19 protein-coding genes are annotated in these 16,822 nt (G+C 64.9%); 10 read left to right on the top strand and 9 right to left on the bottom strand.

Annotated features, from left to right (window positions below; all coding sequences use genetic code 11):
• Both PMI42_RS21100 and PMI42_RS21095 read right to left on the bottom strand, forming a co-directional pair.
• A complete protein-coding gene (locus PMI42_RS21100) occupies nucleotides 1–516 on the bottom strand; it encodes a GNAT family N-acetyltransferase (protein WP_008137800.1) in 516 nt (171 codons plus the stop codon).
• 52 nt (nucleotides 517–568) lie between these two features.
• On the bottom strand, nucleotides 569–1,735 hold the full coding sequence (locus PMI42_RS21095; protein WP_240535270.1) for a hypothetical protein: 1,167 nt from the start codon (nucleotides 1,733–1,735) through the stop codon (nucleotides 569–571).
• Nucleotides 1,736–1,869: 134 nt separating this feature from the next.
• Here PMI42_RS21095 and PMI42_RS21090 point away from each other — a divergent pair, with 134 nt between their 5' ends.
• Both PMI42_RS21090 and PMI42_RS21085 read left to right on the top strand, forming a co-directional pair.
• Nucleotides 1,870–2,622 carry a glycosyltransferase family 2 protein gene (locus PMI42_RS21090; RefSeq protein WP_063824610.1) on the top strand — a complete coding sequence of 251 codons (753 nt, stop codon included), beginning with the start codon at nucleotides 1,870–1,872 and terminating at the stop codon, nucleotides 2,620–2,622.
• Nucleotides 2,623–2,686: 64 nt separating this feature from the next.
• Nucleotides 2,687–3,064, top strand: a complete 378-nt coding sequence (locus PMI42_RS21085; RefSeq protein WP_008137794.1) for a DUF2304 domain-containing protein — start codon at nucleotides 2,687–2,689, stop codon at nucleotides 3,062–3,064.
• 44 nt (nucleotides 3,065–3,108) lie between these two features.
• Here the strand turns inward: PMI42_RS21085 and PMI42_RS21080 are convergent, their stop codons facing one another.
• Nucleotides 3,109–3,600 (bottom strand): NUDIX domain-containing protein, encoded by a 492-nt coding sequence (locus PMI42_RS21080; RefSeq protein WP_008137793.1) that lies wholly within the window; start codon nucleotides 3,598–3,600, stop codon nucleotides 3,109–3,111.
• 80 nt (nucleotides 3,601–3,680) lie between these two features.
• On the opposite strand from PMI42_RS21080, the gene PMI42_RS21075 reads away from it, so the two are divergent.
• The gene (locus tag PMI42_RS21075) at nucleotides 3,681–4,562 is read left to right on the top strand and encodes a metallophosphoesterase family protein (protein WP_008137791.1); all 882 of its coding nucleotides are present in this window, start codon (nucleotides 3,681–3,683) and stop codon (nucleotides 4,560–4,562) included.
• A 107-nt stretch (nucleotides 4,563–4,669) separates the two neighbouring features.
• Here the strand turns inward: PMI42_RS21075 and PMI42_RS21070 are convergent, their stop codons facing one another.
• From PMI42_RS21070 to PMI42_RS21060, 3 genes are all read right to left on the bottom strand, one after another.
• Entirely contained in the window at nucleotides 4,670–5,224 is a 555-nt protein-coding gene (locus PMI42_RS21070) for a hypothetical protein (RefSeq protein WP_008137790.1), read from the bottom strand.
• A 194-nt stretch (nucleotides 5,225–5,418) separates the two neighbouring features.
• Complete coding sequence (locus PMI42_RS21065; RefSeq protein WP_008137787.1) at nucleotides 5,419–5,628, bottom strand: DUF4170 domain-containing protein; 210 nt, start codon at nucleotides 5,626–5,628, stop codon at nucleotides 5,419–5,421.
• A gap of 30 nt (nucleotides 5,629–5,658) precedes the next feature.
• Nucleotides 5,659–7,293 (bottom strand): isocitrate lyase, encoded by a 1,635-nt coding sequence (locus PMI42_RS21060; protein ID WP_008137783.1) that lies wholly within the window; start codon nucleotides 7,291–7,293, stop codon nucleotides 5,659–5,661.
• A 237-nt stretch (nucleotides 7,294–7,530) separates the two neighbouring features.
• Between PMI42_RS21060 and PMI42_RS21055 the strand changes: the two genes are divergently transcribed.
• A complete protein-coding gene (locus PMI42_RS21055) occupies nucleotides 7,531–8,976 on the top strand; it encodes a helix-turn-helix domain-containing protein (protein WP_008137781.1) in 1,446 nt (481 codons plus the stop codon).
• A gap of 178 nt (nucleotides 8,977–9,154) precedes the next feature.
• Here PMI42_RS21055 and PMI42_RS21050 read toward each other — a convergent pair whose 3' ends face one another.
• A complete protein-coding gene (locus PMI42_RS21050) occupies nucleotides 9,155–9,448 on the bottom strand; it encodes an antibiotic biosynthesis monooxygenase (protein ID WP_008137780.1) in 294 nt (97 codons plus the stop codon).
• Between the two features lie 355 nt (nucleotides 9,449–9,803).
• Between PMI42_RS21050 and PMI42_RS21045 the strand changes: the two genes are divergently transcribed.
• The 3 genes from PMI42_RS21045 to PMI42_RS21035 all read left to right on the top strand — a co-directional run bounded on the left by PMI42_RS21045 (nucleotide 9,804) and on the right by PMI42_RS21035 (nucleotide 11,563).
• A complete protein-coding gene (locus PMI42_RS21045) occupies nucleotides 9,804–10,604 on the top strand; it encodes a hypothetical protein (RefSeq protein ID WP_008137778.1) in 801 nt (266 codons plus the stop codon).
• A 210-nt stretch (nucleotides 10,605–10,814) separates the two neighbouring features.
• Nucleotides 10,815–11,051 (top strand): hypothetical protein, encoded by a 237-nt coding sequence (locus PMI42_RS21040; RefSeq protein ID WP_008137775.1) that lies wholly within the window; start codon nucleotides 10,815–10,817, stop codon nucleotides 11,049–11,051.
• 158 nt (nucleotides 11,052–11,209) lie between these two features.
• Nucleotides 11,210–11,563, top strand: coding sequence for a hypothetical protein (locus PMI42_RS21035; RefSeq protein ID WP_008137774.1), 354 nt, complete (start codon nucleotides 11,210–11,212; stop codon nucleotides 11,561–11,563).
• A gap of 127 nt (nucleotides 11,564–11,690) precedes the next feature.
• Here the strand turns inward: PMI42_RS21035 and PMI42_RS21030 are convergent, their stop codons facing one another.
• Nucleotides 11,691–12,332, bottom strand: a complete 642-nt coding sequence (locus PMI42_RS21030) for a tetratricopeptide repeat protein (protein WP_193376343.1) — start codon at nucleotides 12,330–12,332, stop codon at nucleotides 11,691–11,693.
• 135 nt (nucleotides 12,333–12,467) lie between these two features.
• Entirely contained in the window at nucleotides 12,468–13,412 is a 945-nt protein-coding gene (gene htpX / locus PMI42_RS21025; RefSeq protein WP_008137769.1) for a zinc metalloprotease HtpX, read from the bottom strand.
• Nucleotides 13,413–13,588: 176 nt separating this feature from the next.
• Here htpX and PMI42_RS21020 point away from each other — a divergent pair, with 176 nt between their 5' ends.
• The 3 genes from PMI42_RS21020 (at nucleotide 13,589) to PMI42_RS21010 (ending at nucleotide 16,777) form a co-directional block, all read left to right on the top strand.
• Entirely contained in the window at nucleotides 13,589–14,890 is a 1,302-nt protein-coding gene (locus tag PMI42_RS21020; RefSeq protein ID WP_008137768.1) for a lytic murein transglycosylase, read from the top strand.
• A 109-nt stretch (nucleotides 14,891–14,999) separates the two neighbouring features.
• On the top strand, nucleotides 15,000–15,503 hold the full coding sequence (locus tag PMI42_RS21015) for a DUF1993 domain-containing protein (protein ID WP_008137766.1): 504 nt from the start codon (nucleotides 15,000–15,002) through the stop codon (nucleotides 15,501–15,503).
• A 179-nt stretch (nucleotides 15,504–15,682) separates the two neighbouring features.
• Entirely contained in the window at nucleotides 15,683–16,777 is a 1,095-nt protein-coding gene (locus PMI42_RS21010) for an alkene reductase (RefSeq protein ID WP_008137764.1), read from the top strand.
• Nucleotides 16,778–16,822: the final 45 nt, after the last annotated feature.

The following is a 16,822-nucleotide window of genomic DNA, read 5'->3' as shown; positions in this document are numbered from 1 at the left end:
CTACCCGCGCGCCTTGCTCCAGTCCGGCGCGACCTGCCCGGAGACGCCCTCGAAGGCGCCGTCGACGAGCTCGAACACCAGGATGCGCGCAGCGTCGACCGGGCCCGGCATGGTGACGCGGCCCTTGGCGACCGGCTTGAAGCCGACGCGGCTGTAATAGGGCTCGTCGCCGACCAGCAGCACGATGGCGTGGCCTTTCGCCTTGGCGTCCTTCAGCGCGCGCTCCATCAACAGACGGCCGATGCCGCGGCTGCGGAACGGCGGCTCGACGGTCAGCGGCCCGAGCAGCAGCGCCCTGGTGTCGCCGATCATAATAGGCAGTTGCCTGACAGAACCGACCAGCAGCGTGCCGATGCGGGCGGTGAAGGAGACGTCGAGCAGATGGTCGACATGCTCGCGGATCCGGTAGGCGCTGAGCACGAAGCGGCCCGGACCGAAGGTGCGCTCGTGCAGCCGTTCGATCGCCTGGGCGTCGCCGGCGGCCTCGGGAAGGATGGTGAGCGAGAGATCGGTCATGTCGGCATGCGTCTTCGAGCGAAGTGGTTTCAGGTTCGCGTCAAAAAACGCGTCAATGCGAGGTGCGGGATAACATCTCGGAGGGCCGCGGTCCATCGGCCTTGTGGGCCTCAGAACCCTGCGGGCCGCGGGTGAGCACGGCCGCGAACAGCAGGGTCCAGAGCGACAGCATCAGGACGGGAATGATGTAGTACGGCGTGAAGACCGGATGCGTGGCGAAGAACGCCAGATTCAGCGCAAGATTGGCGCCGACCAGCAGCGTCAATTGCCTGACGCCGGCATGGTTGGCGAAACGCCACAGCAGCGCGGTCCAGACACCGGCAAACACGATCAACGGGAACTGGGTGTCGCGGAGATAGGCGAGCAGCACCGCCGGGTCGAGGCTCGGCGCGGCCGTGTCCTGGCCGCCATAGGCCGAGACCAGCGGGTTGCCCGAATTGACCAGGTTCGCCGCGAACACGGGGAACAGTCCGGCGAGGAAGGCGAGCCCGAGCACGAGGCTTGCGGCGAAGGTCTCGCGGCTGCGCCAGAACAGGAACGACAATCCGAAGAACAGGAAATAGCCCGCCGACAGAATCACGTTCGCGATCCTGAAGCTCGCGGACAGGCCGAGCAGAATCCCGACCGCCGCGACCAGCAGCAGGCGCCTGTTGTCGCCGACGAACAGCCGCGCGGTAAACAGGCCCGCCAGCGCGCAGACGACCATGGTCGGCGCCATCGAATAGCTCGCCTTGGTCGGATTGATCATGAAGGTGATCGCGAGGGCGCCGAACACTGCGGCAAGCGCCAGCGACGCGGGCTCCCGCGCCCGCCACAGGCCGTATAACGCAAAGCCGGCGATGATCACATTGGCCAGCGCATAGAGCGGAACGACCTGGAAACCTTCCGGGAACAGCGCCAGCGCGAAACCCGTGCCCGGCGGCGGCGTCATCACCCATTTGCTGCCGTCGGCGGTCTGGGTGTGGCAGGGCGCCCGGGTCGGCTCGTTCCAGTTCGGAAAATCGATGCTGCGCAACCTGGCCGCAAGATAGCCGTCGGTCTCACGGGCGAGGCTGGTGTCGAGCCCCTGCCAGCCGAAGCGCTGGAACAGATGCGCCTGCCTGAGATAGCAGATGTCGTCATAGACGCCGCGGCTCTCGCTCCAATGCGAGATCAGCCTGATATTGCTGGCCAGAATTGCCAGAAACACAATTGAAAAAAAGACTTTAACAGCTCTCATCGGCATTCGCCGGGCGGCCCTGCACAGCTTGAAATAGCCCGCCGCCTGTACAGGAAAAGCACCGGCAAGTATAGCAAGGTGGGGATTTTGGAGGTGAGGCGGACGTGGCCGACATGGGCATGGTGGGTTCAGGCTTGGGTTCAACCGACACGTGCCACGACGGTGCCGCCGCACCGCAGCACGGCGCGTCGCGAGTCCTGCTCATCATTCCCTGCTTCAACGAGGAGGCCTCGATCGGCGGTCTGCTCGGCGAGATCGCGGCAACCGGCTGCGGCTACCACACCCTGGTGGTGGACGACGGTTCGTCGGACACGACAGCCGCGGTCGCAGGCTGCCGTTCGCGGGTTGCCCGCCTCGCTCAGAATCTCGGCATCGGCGGCGCCGTCCAGACCGGCATCAAATACGCGGCGCGACAGGATTTCGACTTCTGCATCCAGATCGACGGCGACGGCCAGCACGATCCGCGCGCCATCGAGACGCTGCTGAACGCCTATCGAAAGCAACCGTCCAACATCACCATCGGAAGCCGCTTCATCGACCATGCCGGCTTCTGCTCCACGCGGATGCGGCGCGCCGGCATCAGGCTGATCGTGCTTGCGCTCAACGGCCTGTTCAGCGGCGGCGGCCGCATCACCGATCCGACCAGCGGCATGCGGCTGATGGACCGCGCCGCCATCGAATTCTTCGCCAAAGCGTATCCGACGGATTTTCCGGAGCCGATCTCGCTGGCTTGGGCGATGCGCGCGGGACTCACGGTGAACGAGGTGCCGGTCGAGATGCGCGCGCGCGAGACCGGCGTCAGCTCGATCGACGGGTTGAAGTCGGCGAGCTACATGATCCGCGTGCTCGGCTACATCCTGCTCGCGCGCCTGGTGAGATCGCCATGACGCTGCGCTTGCCGTGCCCATTTTCAATCCCGTCATCCATTTGAACAACTGGAGAGGAGGCGCCATGACAAACGTCCTTCCGAGCGCAGAGACCGTCGTCGTCATCTCCGCCTTCGCGCTGATCTACATGCTGGTGCTGCTGAAGAAGACGTTGCAGGGCAAGTTCGACCTCTACGATTTCCTGATGCTGTCCATGGTGGCGATCATACCCGCGGGCTTCACGCTGTTTCCCGGCCTCGCCTATCTCGTCAGCCATCTGACCGGCGTCGTGTTTCCGTTCGTCGTGATGTTCGGCGCGCTGTTCCTGGTGGTGTTCGCGTTCATGCACAACATGACGGCGCGGCTGCACAAATTGGAACGGCAGAACTGCGCGTTGATCCAGGAACAGAGCCTGCTGGCGCTGGAACTGAAGACGAAGGACAGCGGCCAGCCCGGCGGTTAGGGCCGGGTTGCTTCGACATCAGGACGCTTCAGCGCAAGACGTCTTCACCGCCACGTCGAAATCACAGGCTTGCCGTCGAGCACTTCCGCGAGCCGTTGCCGCGTGCCGTGCGTGGTCCCCTCGGGCAGCGCATCGATCGCGAAGAATCCGCATTCAACGATCTCGTGATTGGGCTCAGGAACGCGATCCTGCCTGAACTGCCTGACGATATAGACCGCGACGTGATCGCGGCGGGAGACGTGGCTGTTGAGGAAGATGCCGTGCAGCACGGCCTCGCCGGTGAGGTCGATGTCGCCCTCCTCCTTGAGCTCGCGCCGCATCGCCTGTTCCATGGCCTCGCCGAGGTCGACGCCGCCGCCGGGCAGATACCAGCCGGTGATGTAGCTGTGCCTGACCAGGAACACCCGGTTCTCGGAATCCAGCACCACGGCGCGCACGCCCAGCGTCATGCCGCGCACCAGCAGGAAATAGGCATGGAAGATCCGCCGCAGCAGCGGCTCGAATTTTCGTCGGATACGGTTGAGACGATCCCCCATCAGGCTCCCTTGAGGCCCCGCTTGCGCGTCGCCCACGACCTTGCCATTACAACAAACGAATAGCGAGGCAATCGCGCGTCATGGCTCCCTACACGCTCGCCCATCTGTCCGACCCGCATCTGCCGCCGCTGCCAAGGCCGCGGCTGATCGAGCTCGCGGGCAAGCGTGTGTTCGGCTATGTCAACTGGACGCGCAACCGGCACAAATACCAGCGCCGCGAGGTGCTCGACGCCCTGGTCGCCGACGTCAAGGCGCAGACGCCGGACCATATCGCGGTGACGGGCGATCTCGTCAACCTGGCGCTGGAGGCGGAGTTCGCCCCTGCGCGCGCCTGGCTCGACGGCGTCGGCCCGCCCGACCGCGTCACCACGATTCCCGGCAATCACGACGCCTATGTCCGCGCCACCTTTGATCGGTTCGGCGAGACCTTTGCACCCTATCTTGCCGGCGACGACGGCAGCATCGGCTTTCCCTCGGTGCGCCGGCGCGGGCCGCTCGCCCTGATCAGCCTGTCCACGGCGGTGCCGACCCGGCCGCTGATGGCGACGGGCACGCTCGGGCGCGATCAGCTCGCAGCGCTCGCACATATTCTCGAACGGCTCGCGACTGAAGACGTCTTCCGCGTGCTGCTGGTGCATCATCCGCTCAAGTCCGACGCGCGCCTGAAGCGGATGACGGACTCGGCCGATCTGCTGGCGCTCTTGAAGCGCCACGGCGTCGAGCTGATCCTGCACGGGCACGACCACATTCATTCGACGATGTGGTTCGAGGGTCCGAACGGCAATATTCCAGCGATCGGCGTGCCCTCGGCCTCCGCGCTCGCGCACGGGCACTACCCGGCGGCGGCGTATAACCTGTTCACGATCGAAAAGGACAATGCCGGCTGGCGCTGCGAGCAGACGGTGCGGGGGCTGGGGTCGGGATTTCAGATCCGGCAGATCAAGCATGCGAGGTTGGTTTAGCAGGCCGTCCGTAGCCCGGATGGAGCGCAGCGCAATCCGGGACGCCTGTATCCGTTGCACGAAGGCCCCGGATTGCGCTGAGCTCCATCCGGGCTACGACGCCACGGTCACCAGCTCCGCAGGGCCGCCAGCACGGCAACGCCGAACAGTGCGGCGGCACCGAGCACAAAGCCGAACACGAACGGCCAGAACCGCGAGCGGCGCGGTGGCGCGACAGTCGGGGCTTGCGGCTCGGGCAACACCACCATGGCGTGCTCGCGCTCGATCATGCGGCGGGCGACATAGTCGGTGACGGCCTCGACGATCACCGAAATGTCGTGCGATTCGGCGAGCACGATGCGACCGAAGCGGGTGTCCTGGACGAAGCGATATTGCCGCTTGTCGCGCCCCATCATGATGTGGGCGACGACGTCGATCCAGAGTCTGGGCGTATCGCCCTGGCTGATGCCGCGGTCGAACAGGTCGATCTGGTCGGGCACCTGGGCGAACAGCGGATCGAGCGCGTCGTTGAGGATCTCGAGCCGCGCCACTTCGGCGTCCCGCAAGTCGACGACCACGCCGGTCCGGTCGGCGGCCTCGATCCGTGCCCGCAGCAGCGCGTCGCGCAGCCGTACCGGGCGTGGCTGGCTGGGATGGGTCCCGCTGGTCTCGGGCTCTGACATTGTCGGCCTCGTCCTCACTTGCTGAAGTTAACCTATCAGCAACCAAACGGTCCGCAAAGGGTCCACAATTCCAGAGACTTAACCAGCCCACAGCCGGCTCGCCTGTGCCAAAAACAGACGATCCCACCCGGCTTGCGCCGGATGGGACCCTCCGTCCTTGGACGTCTTCTTAGTTCAGGCCGGCAGGTAAGGCCTCAGGCCGAGACCCGCGACGGCTCTTCCACGATCGAGAAGCGGACGCCGGCCTTGTGGCGGTTCTCTTCCGAGACCGAGCGCCAGGCATCTTCGGCTTCCTTGCGGGTCTTGAACGGACCCTGCACCTGGGCCGAGCCTTCCACGAGCTTGTGGAAGTTCATCGAGCCGAACTCGCCGCCGATCACCCAGAAATTGCTGCCTTTGGTCATTGTCAGTCTCCTGTCGAAGCGCGTGATGGGTTAGCCGAACTGGTTCATCGTGTTGTGGGCGCCGCCCGCCTTCAGGGCAGCTTCGCCCGCGAAGTATTCCTTGTGGTCGTCGCCGATGTCGGAGCCGGCCATGTTCTGGTGCTTGGCGCAGGCGATGCCCTGACGTATCTCGGCGCGCTGGACGTTCTTGACGTAGCCCAGCATGCCCTGCTCGCCGAAATACTCGCGAGCGAGATTGTCGGTCGAGAGCGCCGCCGTGTGATAGGTCGGCAACGTGATCAGGTGGTGGAAGATGCCGGCGCGCTTGGCCGAATCCGCCTGGAAGGTGCGGATGCGCTCGTCGGCTTCGATCGCCAGCGGCGTCTCGTCATATTCCGGCTTCATCAACTCGGCGCGGTTGTACTTGCTGACATCCTTGCCCGCTTCCTTCATCGCGTCGTAGACCTGCCAACGGAAGTTGAGGGTCCAGTTGAACGACGGCGAGTTGTTGTAGGCGAGCTTGGCGTTCGGCACGACCTTGCGGATTCGGTCGACCATCTTGGCGATCTGCTCGATATGCGGCTTCTCGGTCTCGATCCAGAGCAGGTCGGCGCCGTTCTGCAGCGAGGTGACGCAATCCAGCACGCAGCGGTCCTCACCGGTGCCCGGGCGGAACTGGTAGAGGTTGGAGGGCAGCCGCTTCGGACGCATCATCTTGCCGTTGCGGTTGATGATGACGTCGCCGTTGCGGGCGTTCTCCGCGGTGATTTCCTCGCAGTCGAGGAAGCTGTTGTACTGGTCGCCGATGTCGCCGGGCTTGTGGCTGACGGCGATCTGCTGCGTCAGGCCGGCGCCGAGCGAGTCGGTGCGGGTCACGACGACGCCGTCTTCGACGCCGAGCTCGAGGAAGGCGTGACGGCAGGCGCGGATCTTCGCCAGGAAGACGTCATGCGGCACGGTGACCTTGCCGTCCTGGTGACCGCACTGCTTCTCGTCCGAGACCTGGTTCTCGATCTGGAGCGCGCAGGCGCCCGCCTCGATCATCTTCTTGGCGAGCAGGTAGGTCGCCTCCGCATTGCCGAAGCCGGCGTCGATGTCGGCGATGACGGGCACGACATGGGTCTGGAAGTTGTCGATCTTCTCGATCAACTCCTTCTCGCGGGTCTTGTCGCCTTCCTTGCGCGCCTTGTCGAGCAAACGGAAGATGTCGTTGAGCTCGCGGGAGTCGGCCTGGCGCAGGAAGGTGTAGAGCTCTTCGATCAGCGCCGGCACCGAGGTCTTCTCGTGCATCGACTGGTCGGGCAGCGGCCCGAACTCGGAGCGCAGCGCCGCGATCATCCAGCCGGAGAGATAGAGGTAGGTGCGATCGGTCTTGCCGCCGAAGTGCTTCTTGACCGAGATCAGCTTCTGCTGGGCGATGAAGCCGTGCCAGCAGCCCAGCGACTGGGTGTACTTGGTGGGGTCGTTGTCATAGGCCGCCATGTCGGCCCGCATCAGCGCCGCGGTGTAGCGGGCGACGTCGAGGCCGGTCCTGAAACGGTTCTGCAGGCGCATGCGCGCGACGTGCTCGGCCGTCACCCCGTTCCAGGTCGGCTTGGTCTCGAGGAGCGCCTGGGCCGCATCGATCTCGCTCTGATACGAGGCCGGCGCCTGGAAAGTGCTGATGCCACGGGGCTGGTAGTTCATGTCCTGATCCTTTCGCTGACGATGGCGATGAGGCCATCGACATTCTTGACAGTGCATTGCGAAATGCGTGTCAGGAGCTAAACGCGAAAACGGAAACTTCGGATAGATGGCTTGTTTTTTATTGGTGATGTCATGTAACATCAGAACATGTAATAGATGTTATGTTGTAAAATTTGTAACAAATAGGTCAGTAAGACTGTCCTGATGGCGCCGATAGTTCCCTTGGAGATCTGACAAATGCCCGCCGTGTCGGGGAAGAAACTGTTCGTCGGCCCGCGCTTCCGGCGAATCCGGCAGCAATTGGGGCTGTCGCAGACCCAGATCGCCGAAGGGCTCGGCATCTCCCCAAGCTACGTCAACCTGATCGAGCGCAACCAGCGCCCGGTGACCGCCCAGATCCTGCTGCGGCTGGCCGAGACCTACGACCTCGATTTGCGCGACCTCGCCACCGCCGACGAGGACCGCTTCTTCGCCGAACTCAACGAGATCTTCTCCGACCCGCTGTTCCGCCAGATCGACGTGCCCAAGCAGGAACTGCGCGACCTCGCCGAGCTCTGCCCCGGCGTCACCCATGCGCTGCAGCGGCTCTACGCGGCCTATACCGAGGCCCGCCAGGGCGAGACGCTGGCGGCGGCGCAGATGGCCGACCGCGACGTCGGCACGCGCTATGAGGCCAATCCGGTCGAGCGCGTGCGCGAGCTGATCGAGGCCAACCGCAATTATTTTCCGGAGCTCGAGCAGGCCGCAGAAGCCTTGCGCGATGAACTGAACGTACCGGCCGAAGGGCTCTATGCGGCGCTGGCCGCACGCCTGCGCGAAAAGCATTCGGTGCAGACCCGCATCATGCCTGTCGACGTCATGCGCGAGACGCTGCGGCGCTTCGACCGCCACCGCCGCCAGTTGCTGATCTCGGAGCTGGTCGATCCACCCGGCCGCGCGTTTCAGCTCGCTTTCCAGCTCGGTCTTGGCGAATGCGCGCAGCAGTTGGAGGCGATCATCGGCCGCGCCGGCCCGCTCGACGACACGCCGCGGCGTCTGTTCCGCATTACCCTCGCCAACTATTTTGCAGCGGCCGTGATGATGCCCTACCCGGCATTTCTGGCTGCTGCCGAAGCGCTCAACTACGACATCCATCTGCTGGCGCAGCGCTTCAATTCCGGCTTCGAGCAGGTCTGCCACCGCCTCACCACCTTGCAGCGGCCGAACGCCCGCGGCATCCCGTTCTTCCTCTTGCGCGTCGACAATGCCGGCAACGTCTCGAAGCGCTTTTCCTCCGGCACGTTCCCGTTCTCGAAATTCGGCGGCACCTGCCCGCTCTGGAACGTGCACTCGACCTTCGACACGCCCGATCGCCTGCTCAAGCAGGTGATCGAGCTCTCCGACGGCACGCGCTATTTCTCGATCGCGCAGATGGTGCGCCGTCCCGTCGCGCCGCATCCGCTGCCGCAGCCGCGCTTCGCCATCGGCCTCGGCTGCGAGATCCGCCACGCCTCGCGCCTGGTCTATGCCGCGGGCATGGATCTGGAGAAAACCGAGGGCACGCCGATCGGCGTCAACTGCCGCCTCTGCGAACGCGAGAACTGCGCCCAGCGCGCCGAGCCGCCGATCACGCGCACGCTGATCCTGGACGAGACGACGCGGCGGGTGTCGAGTTTCGCATTCTCGAATGCAAGGGAGTTGTGAGCGGCGTGCGTTTGGCGGAAAGCGCACGCTCCACACACAACTGTCATGCCCCGCAAAGGCGGGGCATCCAGTATTCCAGAGACGTCGAGATTCCCAACAATTGCCGCGGCATACTGGATCGCCCGCCTTCGCGGGCGATGACAGTTGAATGTGAGGCGAGAGCGTGCAGCTCGAGACCTCACGCCAGCGTATGCACGATCACCGGCCCCGCCGCTGCGTGCGCGTCGCCGGCGAGCAGCGGGCCGATTTCCTTCTCGATCCAGGCGATGGCGCGCCGGTTCGCCTCCTCGGCCTGCTCGAACTTGTCGAAGATCGAGATCGCGGTGACCGTATCGTCGCCGGCATAGACGACGTAATAGGCCCTGAAGCCGTCGACGTCGCTGATGATCGGAACGGCGCCGTCCTTGATGCGGCGCGCCAGTTCCTCCGCGCTCCCGCTTTTCGCCTTGGCCTGACGGATGGCGGCATACATGGCATCCTCCTCCGGCTTCTGATGTGGGGCTTGCTGCCCTCGGGTGAATCTACACCTCAGTACCCATCCCGTCATCCTGAGGTGCGAGCCCTTGCGAGCCTCGAAGGATGCACGGCCCCGATGCAGCCGGGCCGTTCATCATTCGAGGGCCGCTAAGAAGCGGCCACCTCAGGATGACGGGGACAAGCCAGCACTCGCGGCCTATGCCTTGGTTAACCCGTCCCTAACCCGCCTGCGGGATCTGCAACCAACAGTTAAGCACGCCTCAACATCGCTCCCGTAGTCTCGCCCCACTCACTTTTCGCAAACAACGGTGGCCTATCCTGCCGGGCGAAGTGACATCAGGGGGTTCATCATGCGCATTGCGTTGCTGCTGACCGCGACCATCGTCGGCGCGCTCTTTGCCAATCCGTCCAATGCCGGATCACTCGATGCCGACGCAGCGCAGGCTCTGCCGCCGGGCTTCCAGAGCTACCGCGGCTACATGTTCGACATCTCCGAGAACCGCGACCGCAAGGATGTCGACAAGCTCACAGACAATCTGAAGAGCCAGATCGACGTCGTCGAAGGCGTCGGCCTGTCCCCGCGCGTGCTGCGCTTCTTCCATACCGTTCCGATCGTCGCGAGCGAGCTGGCCTGCCTCGACGAGGGTGCCGCGACCGCATGCTACGGCCGGGTCACACCCGACATGCAGCGCACCGCGCCCCGGACGCTGACGGTCTGGGACCCCGGCAAGCAGCGCTGGACCAATCCGAATGCCGTCGACCTCGCGGTCGATTCGGGGCTCGGCGTCATCATGCTGCGCCCCGACATGATGCGGTATGAGAAGGAGGCCGTGCTGCTGCACGAGCTGCTGCATGCCTATCACGCCCGGCTGTTGCCGGACGGTTACGCCAACAAGGGCGTGATCGGCTATTTCGCCCTGGCCAAGTCCAAGGACCTGCTGCCCAGGGAATCCTATGCGATGAAGAACCCCATGGAGTTCTTCGCCGTGACCGCCAGCATCTTCCTGGCCGGAAAGAGCGAATTCCACGATCCGAAATCGCGCGAGGTGCTCAAGGAGAAGATGCCGGACTATTACAAATATCTGGTCGGCGTGTTCGGCTTCGACCCCGATCCGGCAGCGTCCAGCGGTCCGGTCGCCTCGCTTAAATAGACAGGCAGAGCGCCTCTGCGCCAGACAGGACCAAAGGCGGCGGCAGCATCGCGGCCCTGATGCGTTGAGGGGATAGCGAGCGTCCGCCTCCGCAACTGCAAGACCTCGCTGACGCTCTGTGACGTCGAGCACAGCTGCATCATGAAGGATCAGGCATCGTCAGCGTCATGGGGACTGCATCGGGCAGCCGCAAATCGAAAGTCAACAACCATGACAAAGCTCGCGCTCTTCGCCTCCGCCGCCCTTCTCGCCACCACGCTGCTCGCCGGCTCTGCGAGCGTCTCGCCGGCCTCCGCCGGCAATCTCGACTTTCTCAGCAACCAGAACTACATGCGCTGCCTCCAGTATTTCAGCATCCGCGCCCACGGCGATGGGGCTGCGTACGATCAGGGCCGCAGGTTCTGCAACCGGCAATATTTCCCGGGACGCCCCGGCGGCCAGTACTGAGCCGGGCACCGGCGACAGCGGGGCCGCGCGAACAGCGCGGCCTTTTCGTTTTGGATACAGGAGGTGTTGATCACCGCCCCCCGGGGAATTGCCAAGCCGGGGCCCGATCTGCATAGTCCCGCCCGCATCGATACCTGTTTTCAAGAGGATAGAACAACATGGCGGACGCCGACCTGGATGTCGTGATCCGGCAACTGGCCAGACAGCTGCATACGGGCCTGATAACCCGCGCCAAGGAGCGGCGGGATCGCTTCAACGGCCTTGCGGCCAAGGCCAAGGGCAAGGAGACCAGCGCCCGCTTCAAGCTGATGGCCAAGGCCACCATGGAGCAGGCCACCGCAGCCGCCAGGCGCCTCCAGATGTCCGCCGACAACGTCGCCGACAGCTACGCAAGATCGATGCGCATCGCCGCCAGCACGCCGGTCGAGGTGAAAGCTGAGAAGCCGGCGAAGGCGAAGCCGGTCAAGAAGGCGGCCAAGGCGAAGACGGCAAAAGCCAAGAAAGCGAAGTAGGCCCGATCTCCTCTTCCTTCGCCCCTTGCGGGAGAAGGTGGCGCGAAGCGCCGGATGAGGGGTTCTATCCACGCATTCAAATCGCGAGATGATTCCTCGCGGAGCCGCTTCGCAGCTCTGGATATCGCTACCGCCGCGGCGCCGCGAGCCGGGTCGGCTCGACGCTGGCGAGTTCGGCCAGCTTGGCGCGTGCCGCATCGCGCGTACGGGTATCCTTGCCCGCCGGCAGCGCCAGCGCGGCCTCGAAATCGGCGCGCGCATCGTCGGCCTGGCCGCGGGCGAGGAAGGCAAGGCCCCGGTCGAGGCGGGCCTGCGCATTCGAGGGATCGAGGCGGACCGCCGTGTTGTAGCTCAGGATCGCGCGATCGAGATCGCCGGCGGCGGCGAGCGCCAGACCGCGCTGGTGATAGGGCGCGGAAAGTTTTGGATCATGCGCGATCGCCTCGTCGTAATCCTCGATGGCAAGCGCGAGGTCGCCGCTCTGCCAGCGCGCAAGCGCGCGGTCGCGATACAGCGAGGCGCGGTTGGGGTTGAGGTTGATGGCCTCGTCGAAATCGGCGATCGCCCGCCTGAAGTCGCCATGGCGCAGCGCGATCCGCCCCCGCCCTTCATAGGCAAAGGCGATCAGCGATCCGCGCAGCGGCGAGAAACCGATCACGGCCGAACAGACGTCGGGCTCGTCCTCGTCGCCGCAATTCACGACCGTATGCGTGGACAAGCCAATGAGCACGCCCAGGACGATCAGCAACGGTACGGCAGCTCTTTTCATCTTCGGCAGTGACCGGCACCGGGCCGGCCACGCATCCCCTTTCGAAGAAACGGTCACGCCGAGGTGTTAGCACCGACCGGGACCTTCCTGTGTGCTCCAGGTCACAAAGCCCGCCACAAATCCCGCAGATCCTGATCAGCCCCAAGGTCCACGCCGAGGCCCACGCGAGGACGAGCGACCCCACGGGCCCTGCGGCGGATAATTCTCATTGGCCCCGACCGACGGCGCCGCCTGGGCCCCGAGCTCGGCCGCGAGCTGCTGGAGCGCGGCGATACGGTTCTGCGTCGAGGGATGGGTGGTGAACAGATTGTCCACGCCGTGGCCCGACAGCGGATTGATGATGAACATGTGCGCGGTGGCGGGATTGCGCTCGGCCTCGAAATTCGGGACCTGATGCGCGGCGCCCTCGATCTTCACCAGCGCGGAGGCCAGCCACATCGGCTGCCCGACGATGCGCGCGCCGAGATTGTCCGCGGCATATTCGCGGGTGCGGCTGATCGCCATCTGCACCAGCATGGCGCCGAGCGGGGCGAGGATCATCATCAGGATCGAGCCGACGATGCCCGGGCCGTTATTGCCGCGATTGCCGCCGAAGAACATGCCGAACTGCGCCAGCATCGAGATGGCGCCGGCGATGGTCGCGGTGATGGTCATCAACAGCGTGTCGTGATGCTTGATATGGGCCAGCTCGTGCGCGATCACGCCCGCGAGCTCCTCGCGGCTGAGCTGATGCATCAGGCCCGTGGTCACGGCGACCGCGGCATTCTCGGGATTGCGACCGGTCGCGAACGCATTGGGCTGCGCCTCGTCCATCACGAACACGCGCGGCATCGGCAAGCCCGCACGGCCGGCAAGCTCGGCGACGAGCCCGACCAGCTCCGGCGCGCTGGCGCGGTCGACCTCGTGGGCGCCGTACATCGAGAGTACCGCGCGATCGGAGTTCCAATAGGCGAAGAGATTGGTCGCCGCGGCAATGACGAGCGCGATCAAGGCGCCTGAGGCACCGCCGATCAGATAGCCCACACCCATGAACAGGGCGGTGAGGGCTGCAAGCAGCATTGCGGTCCGAAGATAGTTCATGGCCGTCTCCCGGGGCGGCCGCGGGCAAAACCTCTGGCCGGCAAGCATCAGGTAGGAATGACCCCGGCCCGGCCGCAAGGTTTCCGGGTGCGTCGCGGAGCCGCGGCACTGGCTTGAGCCAGATCATTCCATTAAACTTCGTCAAGAATCCAAGCGTCTCTCCCTCCGGAAAACTCATGCTCAAGACCCGATTTGCGATCGCGGCCGCCGCCCTGCTCACGCTCGTCCTTCCCGCCTCCGCCCAATTCGCGCCACCGCCGGCGAGGCCTGCCGCGCCCAAGGCCATTGCGCCCTCGCCGCGCGCGGCATCGTGCCACAACGGCGCGAGCTTCGATCGCTTCCTGGCCGACGTGAAGAGCCAGGCGGTGGCCGCAGGCGTCTCGCAGCGGACGATCGCGGAGGCCTCGCCCTACCTCGTCTACGACCAGGGCATCGTCAACCGCGACCGCGGCCAGCGCGTGTTCGGACAGCTCTTCACCGAATTCGCCGGGCGCATGGCCGCGCCCTATCGCATGCAGAATGGCCAGCAGCACATCAAGCAACATGCCGCTGCGTTCGCGCGCGCGGAAAAGGAGTATGGCGTGCCGCCGGCGGTGATCGCCGCGTTCTGGGGGCTGGAGAGCGATTTCGGCGTCAACATGGGCAACCTGCCGACGCTGAAATCGCTGGTGTCGCTGGCCTATGACTGCCGGCGCTCGGAGATGTTCGTGGGCGAGACCATCGCCGCGCTGAAGATCATCGACCGCGGCGATCTCACCCCGGACGAGATGATCGGCTCCTGGGCCGGCGAGCTCGGCCAGACACAGTTCTTGCCGGTGCATTACGTCAACTATGCCGTCGACTATGACGGCGACGGACGGCGCGATCTGCTGCGCAGCGAGGACGACGTGATCGGCTCGACAGCGAACTACATCGCCAACGGATTGAAGTGGCGGCGCGGCGAGCCGTGGCTGGAGGAGATCAAGGTGCCGCAGAACCTGCCGTGGGATCAGACCGACCTCACCGTGCAGCTGCCGCGCTCGAAATGGGCGCAGCTGGGCGTGACCTATCCGGACGGCCGTCCGCTGCCGAACGACAATCTCGCCTCATCCGTGCTGCTGCCGATGGGACGCCTGGGGCCGGCCTTCATGGCGTACCCGAATTTCGCGGCCTACACCGAGTGGAATAACTCGCTGATCTACTCGACCACCGCGGGCTATCTCGCCACCCGCATCGCGGGCGCGGCCCCGATGCGCAAGCCGGCCCAGCCGGTCGCGCAGCTGCCGTTCAACGAGCTCAAGCAGTTGCAGCAGCTTCTGGTCCAGGCCGGCTTCAATGTCGGCAAGGTCGACGGCGTGCTGGGCCAGCAGAGCCGTGCGGCGGTGAAGGCGATGCAGATCAAATACGGCCTGCCGGCGGATTCCTGGCCGACGGCGGAGCTGCTGGCGCGCATGCGTGGCGGCACGGCGCAGGCGCAGCCGGCGGGGACGATCCGGTAGAATTTTCGCACCGCACAAGCCGCTTTCGCGATTGTATTTTTCCATGAGGTTCCCATGTGAGTGGCTCAGGTTTTCTCCTGAGATTTCCCATCATTGAAGCGAGCATCACATGTCCTTCTACGACGCCGTCGTCCCCGCGTACCTGCAAATGCTCAACAGCCTCACCGGCCTGCTCACCAAAGCCGAGGCGCATTGCGCGGCCAAGAAGGTCGACCCCAGCGTCCTGCTCGGCTCCCGCCTGTTTCCGGACATGCTGCCGCTCTCGAAGCAGATCCAGCTCGTCAGCGATTTCGCCGCCAAGGGCTGCGCGCGGCTGACGCATAGCGAGGTGCCCTCGACGCCCGACACGGAAAAGACGTTCGAGGAGCTGAAGCAGCGGCTGGCCAGGACCATCGACTACGTGAAGTCGTTCAAGACCGAGCAGTTCGAGGGCGCCGACAGCAAGGACGTCACCTTCCCGGCCGGCCCGGACAAATCCATCACCATGAAGGGGCAGCAATTCCTCAGCGCGTTCTCGCTGCCGAACTTCTATTTCCACGCCGCGACCGCCCACGGCCTTCTGCGCCATGCCGGCGTCGAGATCGGCAAGCGCGATTTCCTCGGCGCGAGCTGATTTTGCCAAATCGCACGGCCGCGTAGTGGAATTCCGCTGCCGCGGCTCAAATTGCACATGAATTATGCTGCGCGGGCCTTGCCGCGCAGCTCGCCTGCACTTTCCGTATGGCTCGTCTCTTGCGCTGATTGCCGCGATGCACAAGTGTTCCGAACCTCTCACCGCCTGGAAGCATCCCCATGAGCCGCCCGACCAAATTGTTTGAGACCTACAAGCTCGGCCCGATCACGCTGGCCAACCGTTTCGTGATGGCGCCGCTGACGCGCAACCGGGCCGTTCCCGGCACATTCGTACCCGGCGCGCTCGCCGCCGATTATTACGCCCAGCGCGCCTCCGCAGGCCTTCTCATCACCGAAGCGAGCCAGGTCTCGCAGCAGGGCCAGGGCTACCAGGACACCCCCGGCATCTATTCAAAGGACCAGGTCGCCGGCTGGCGCAAGGTCACCGACCAAGTGCATGCGCGCGGCGGCAAGATCTTCATCCAGCTCTGGCATGTCGGCCGCATCTCGCATGTCGACCTCCAGGCCAATGGCGCAGCCCCTGTGGCGCCGAGCGCAATCCGTGCCAAGGGCAAGACTTTCGTCAACGGCACCTTCGCCGACGTCTCCGAGCCGCGTGCGCTCGAACTCTCCGAAATTCCAGGCATCATCGACGACTTCAAGCGCGCCACCAAGAACGCGCTCGAAGCCGGCTTCGACGGCGTCGAGATTCATGGCGCCAACGGCTATTTGCTTGAGCAATTTGCGAAGGACGGCGCCAACAAGCGTACCGACGCCTACGGCGGCTCGATCGAGAACCGCGCCAAGCTGATGCTGGAAGTCTCCAGGGCCGTCGTGGCCGAGGCCGGCGCTGAGCGCACCGGCATCCGCATCTCGCCGGTGACCCCGGCCAACGACATCTCGGATTCCAACCCGCAAGCCCTGTACGACCATATCGTCGACGGCCTCAGCGCGCTGAAGCTTGTCTATCTCCACGTCGTCGAGGGCGCCACCGGCGGCCCGCGCGACATCGCGCCGTTCGACTATGCGTCCCTGCGCAAGCGCTTTGCCGGCGCCTACGTCGCCAATAACGGCTACGATTTCGATCTCGCCACCAAGGTGCTGGACGCGAAAGCCGCCGATCTCATCGCGTTCGGCAAGCCGTTCATCTCCAACCCCGATCTCGTCGAGCGTCTGAAGCAGGGTGCGGCGCTCAACGACTGGGACAAGAACACGTTCTACGGCGGCGGCGCGAAGGGGTATACGGATTACCCGGCTCTGGCGGCGGCGAAGTAAGCGCCTCCCCGCTCGCGGCAGGGCAATTGAGAAAAGGCCGGGATC

It is taken from the genome of Bradyrhizobium sp. YR681, from assembly GCF_000282615.1.
In the GTDB taxonomy this organism is placed as follows: domain Bacteria; phylum Pseudomonadota; class Alphaproteobacteria; order Rhizobiales; family Xanthobacteraceae; genus Bradyrhizobium.
The sequence above is the reverse complement of the archived record's forward strand: the minus strand, read 5'-3'. Positions and strand labels throughout refer to the sequence as shown.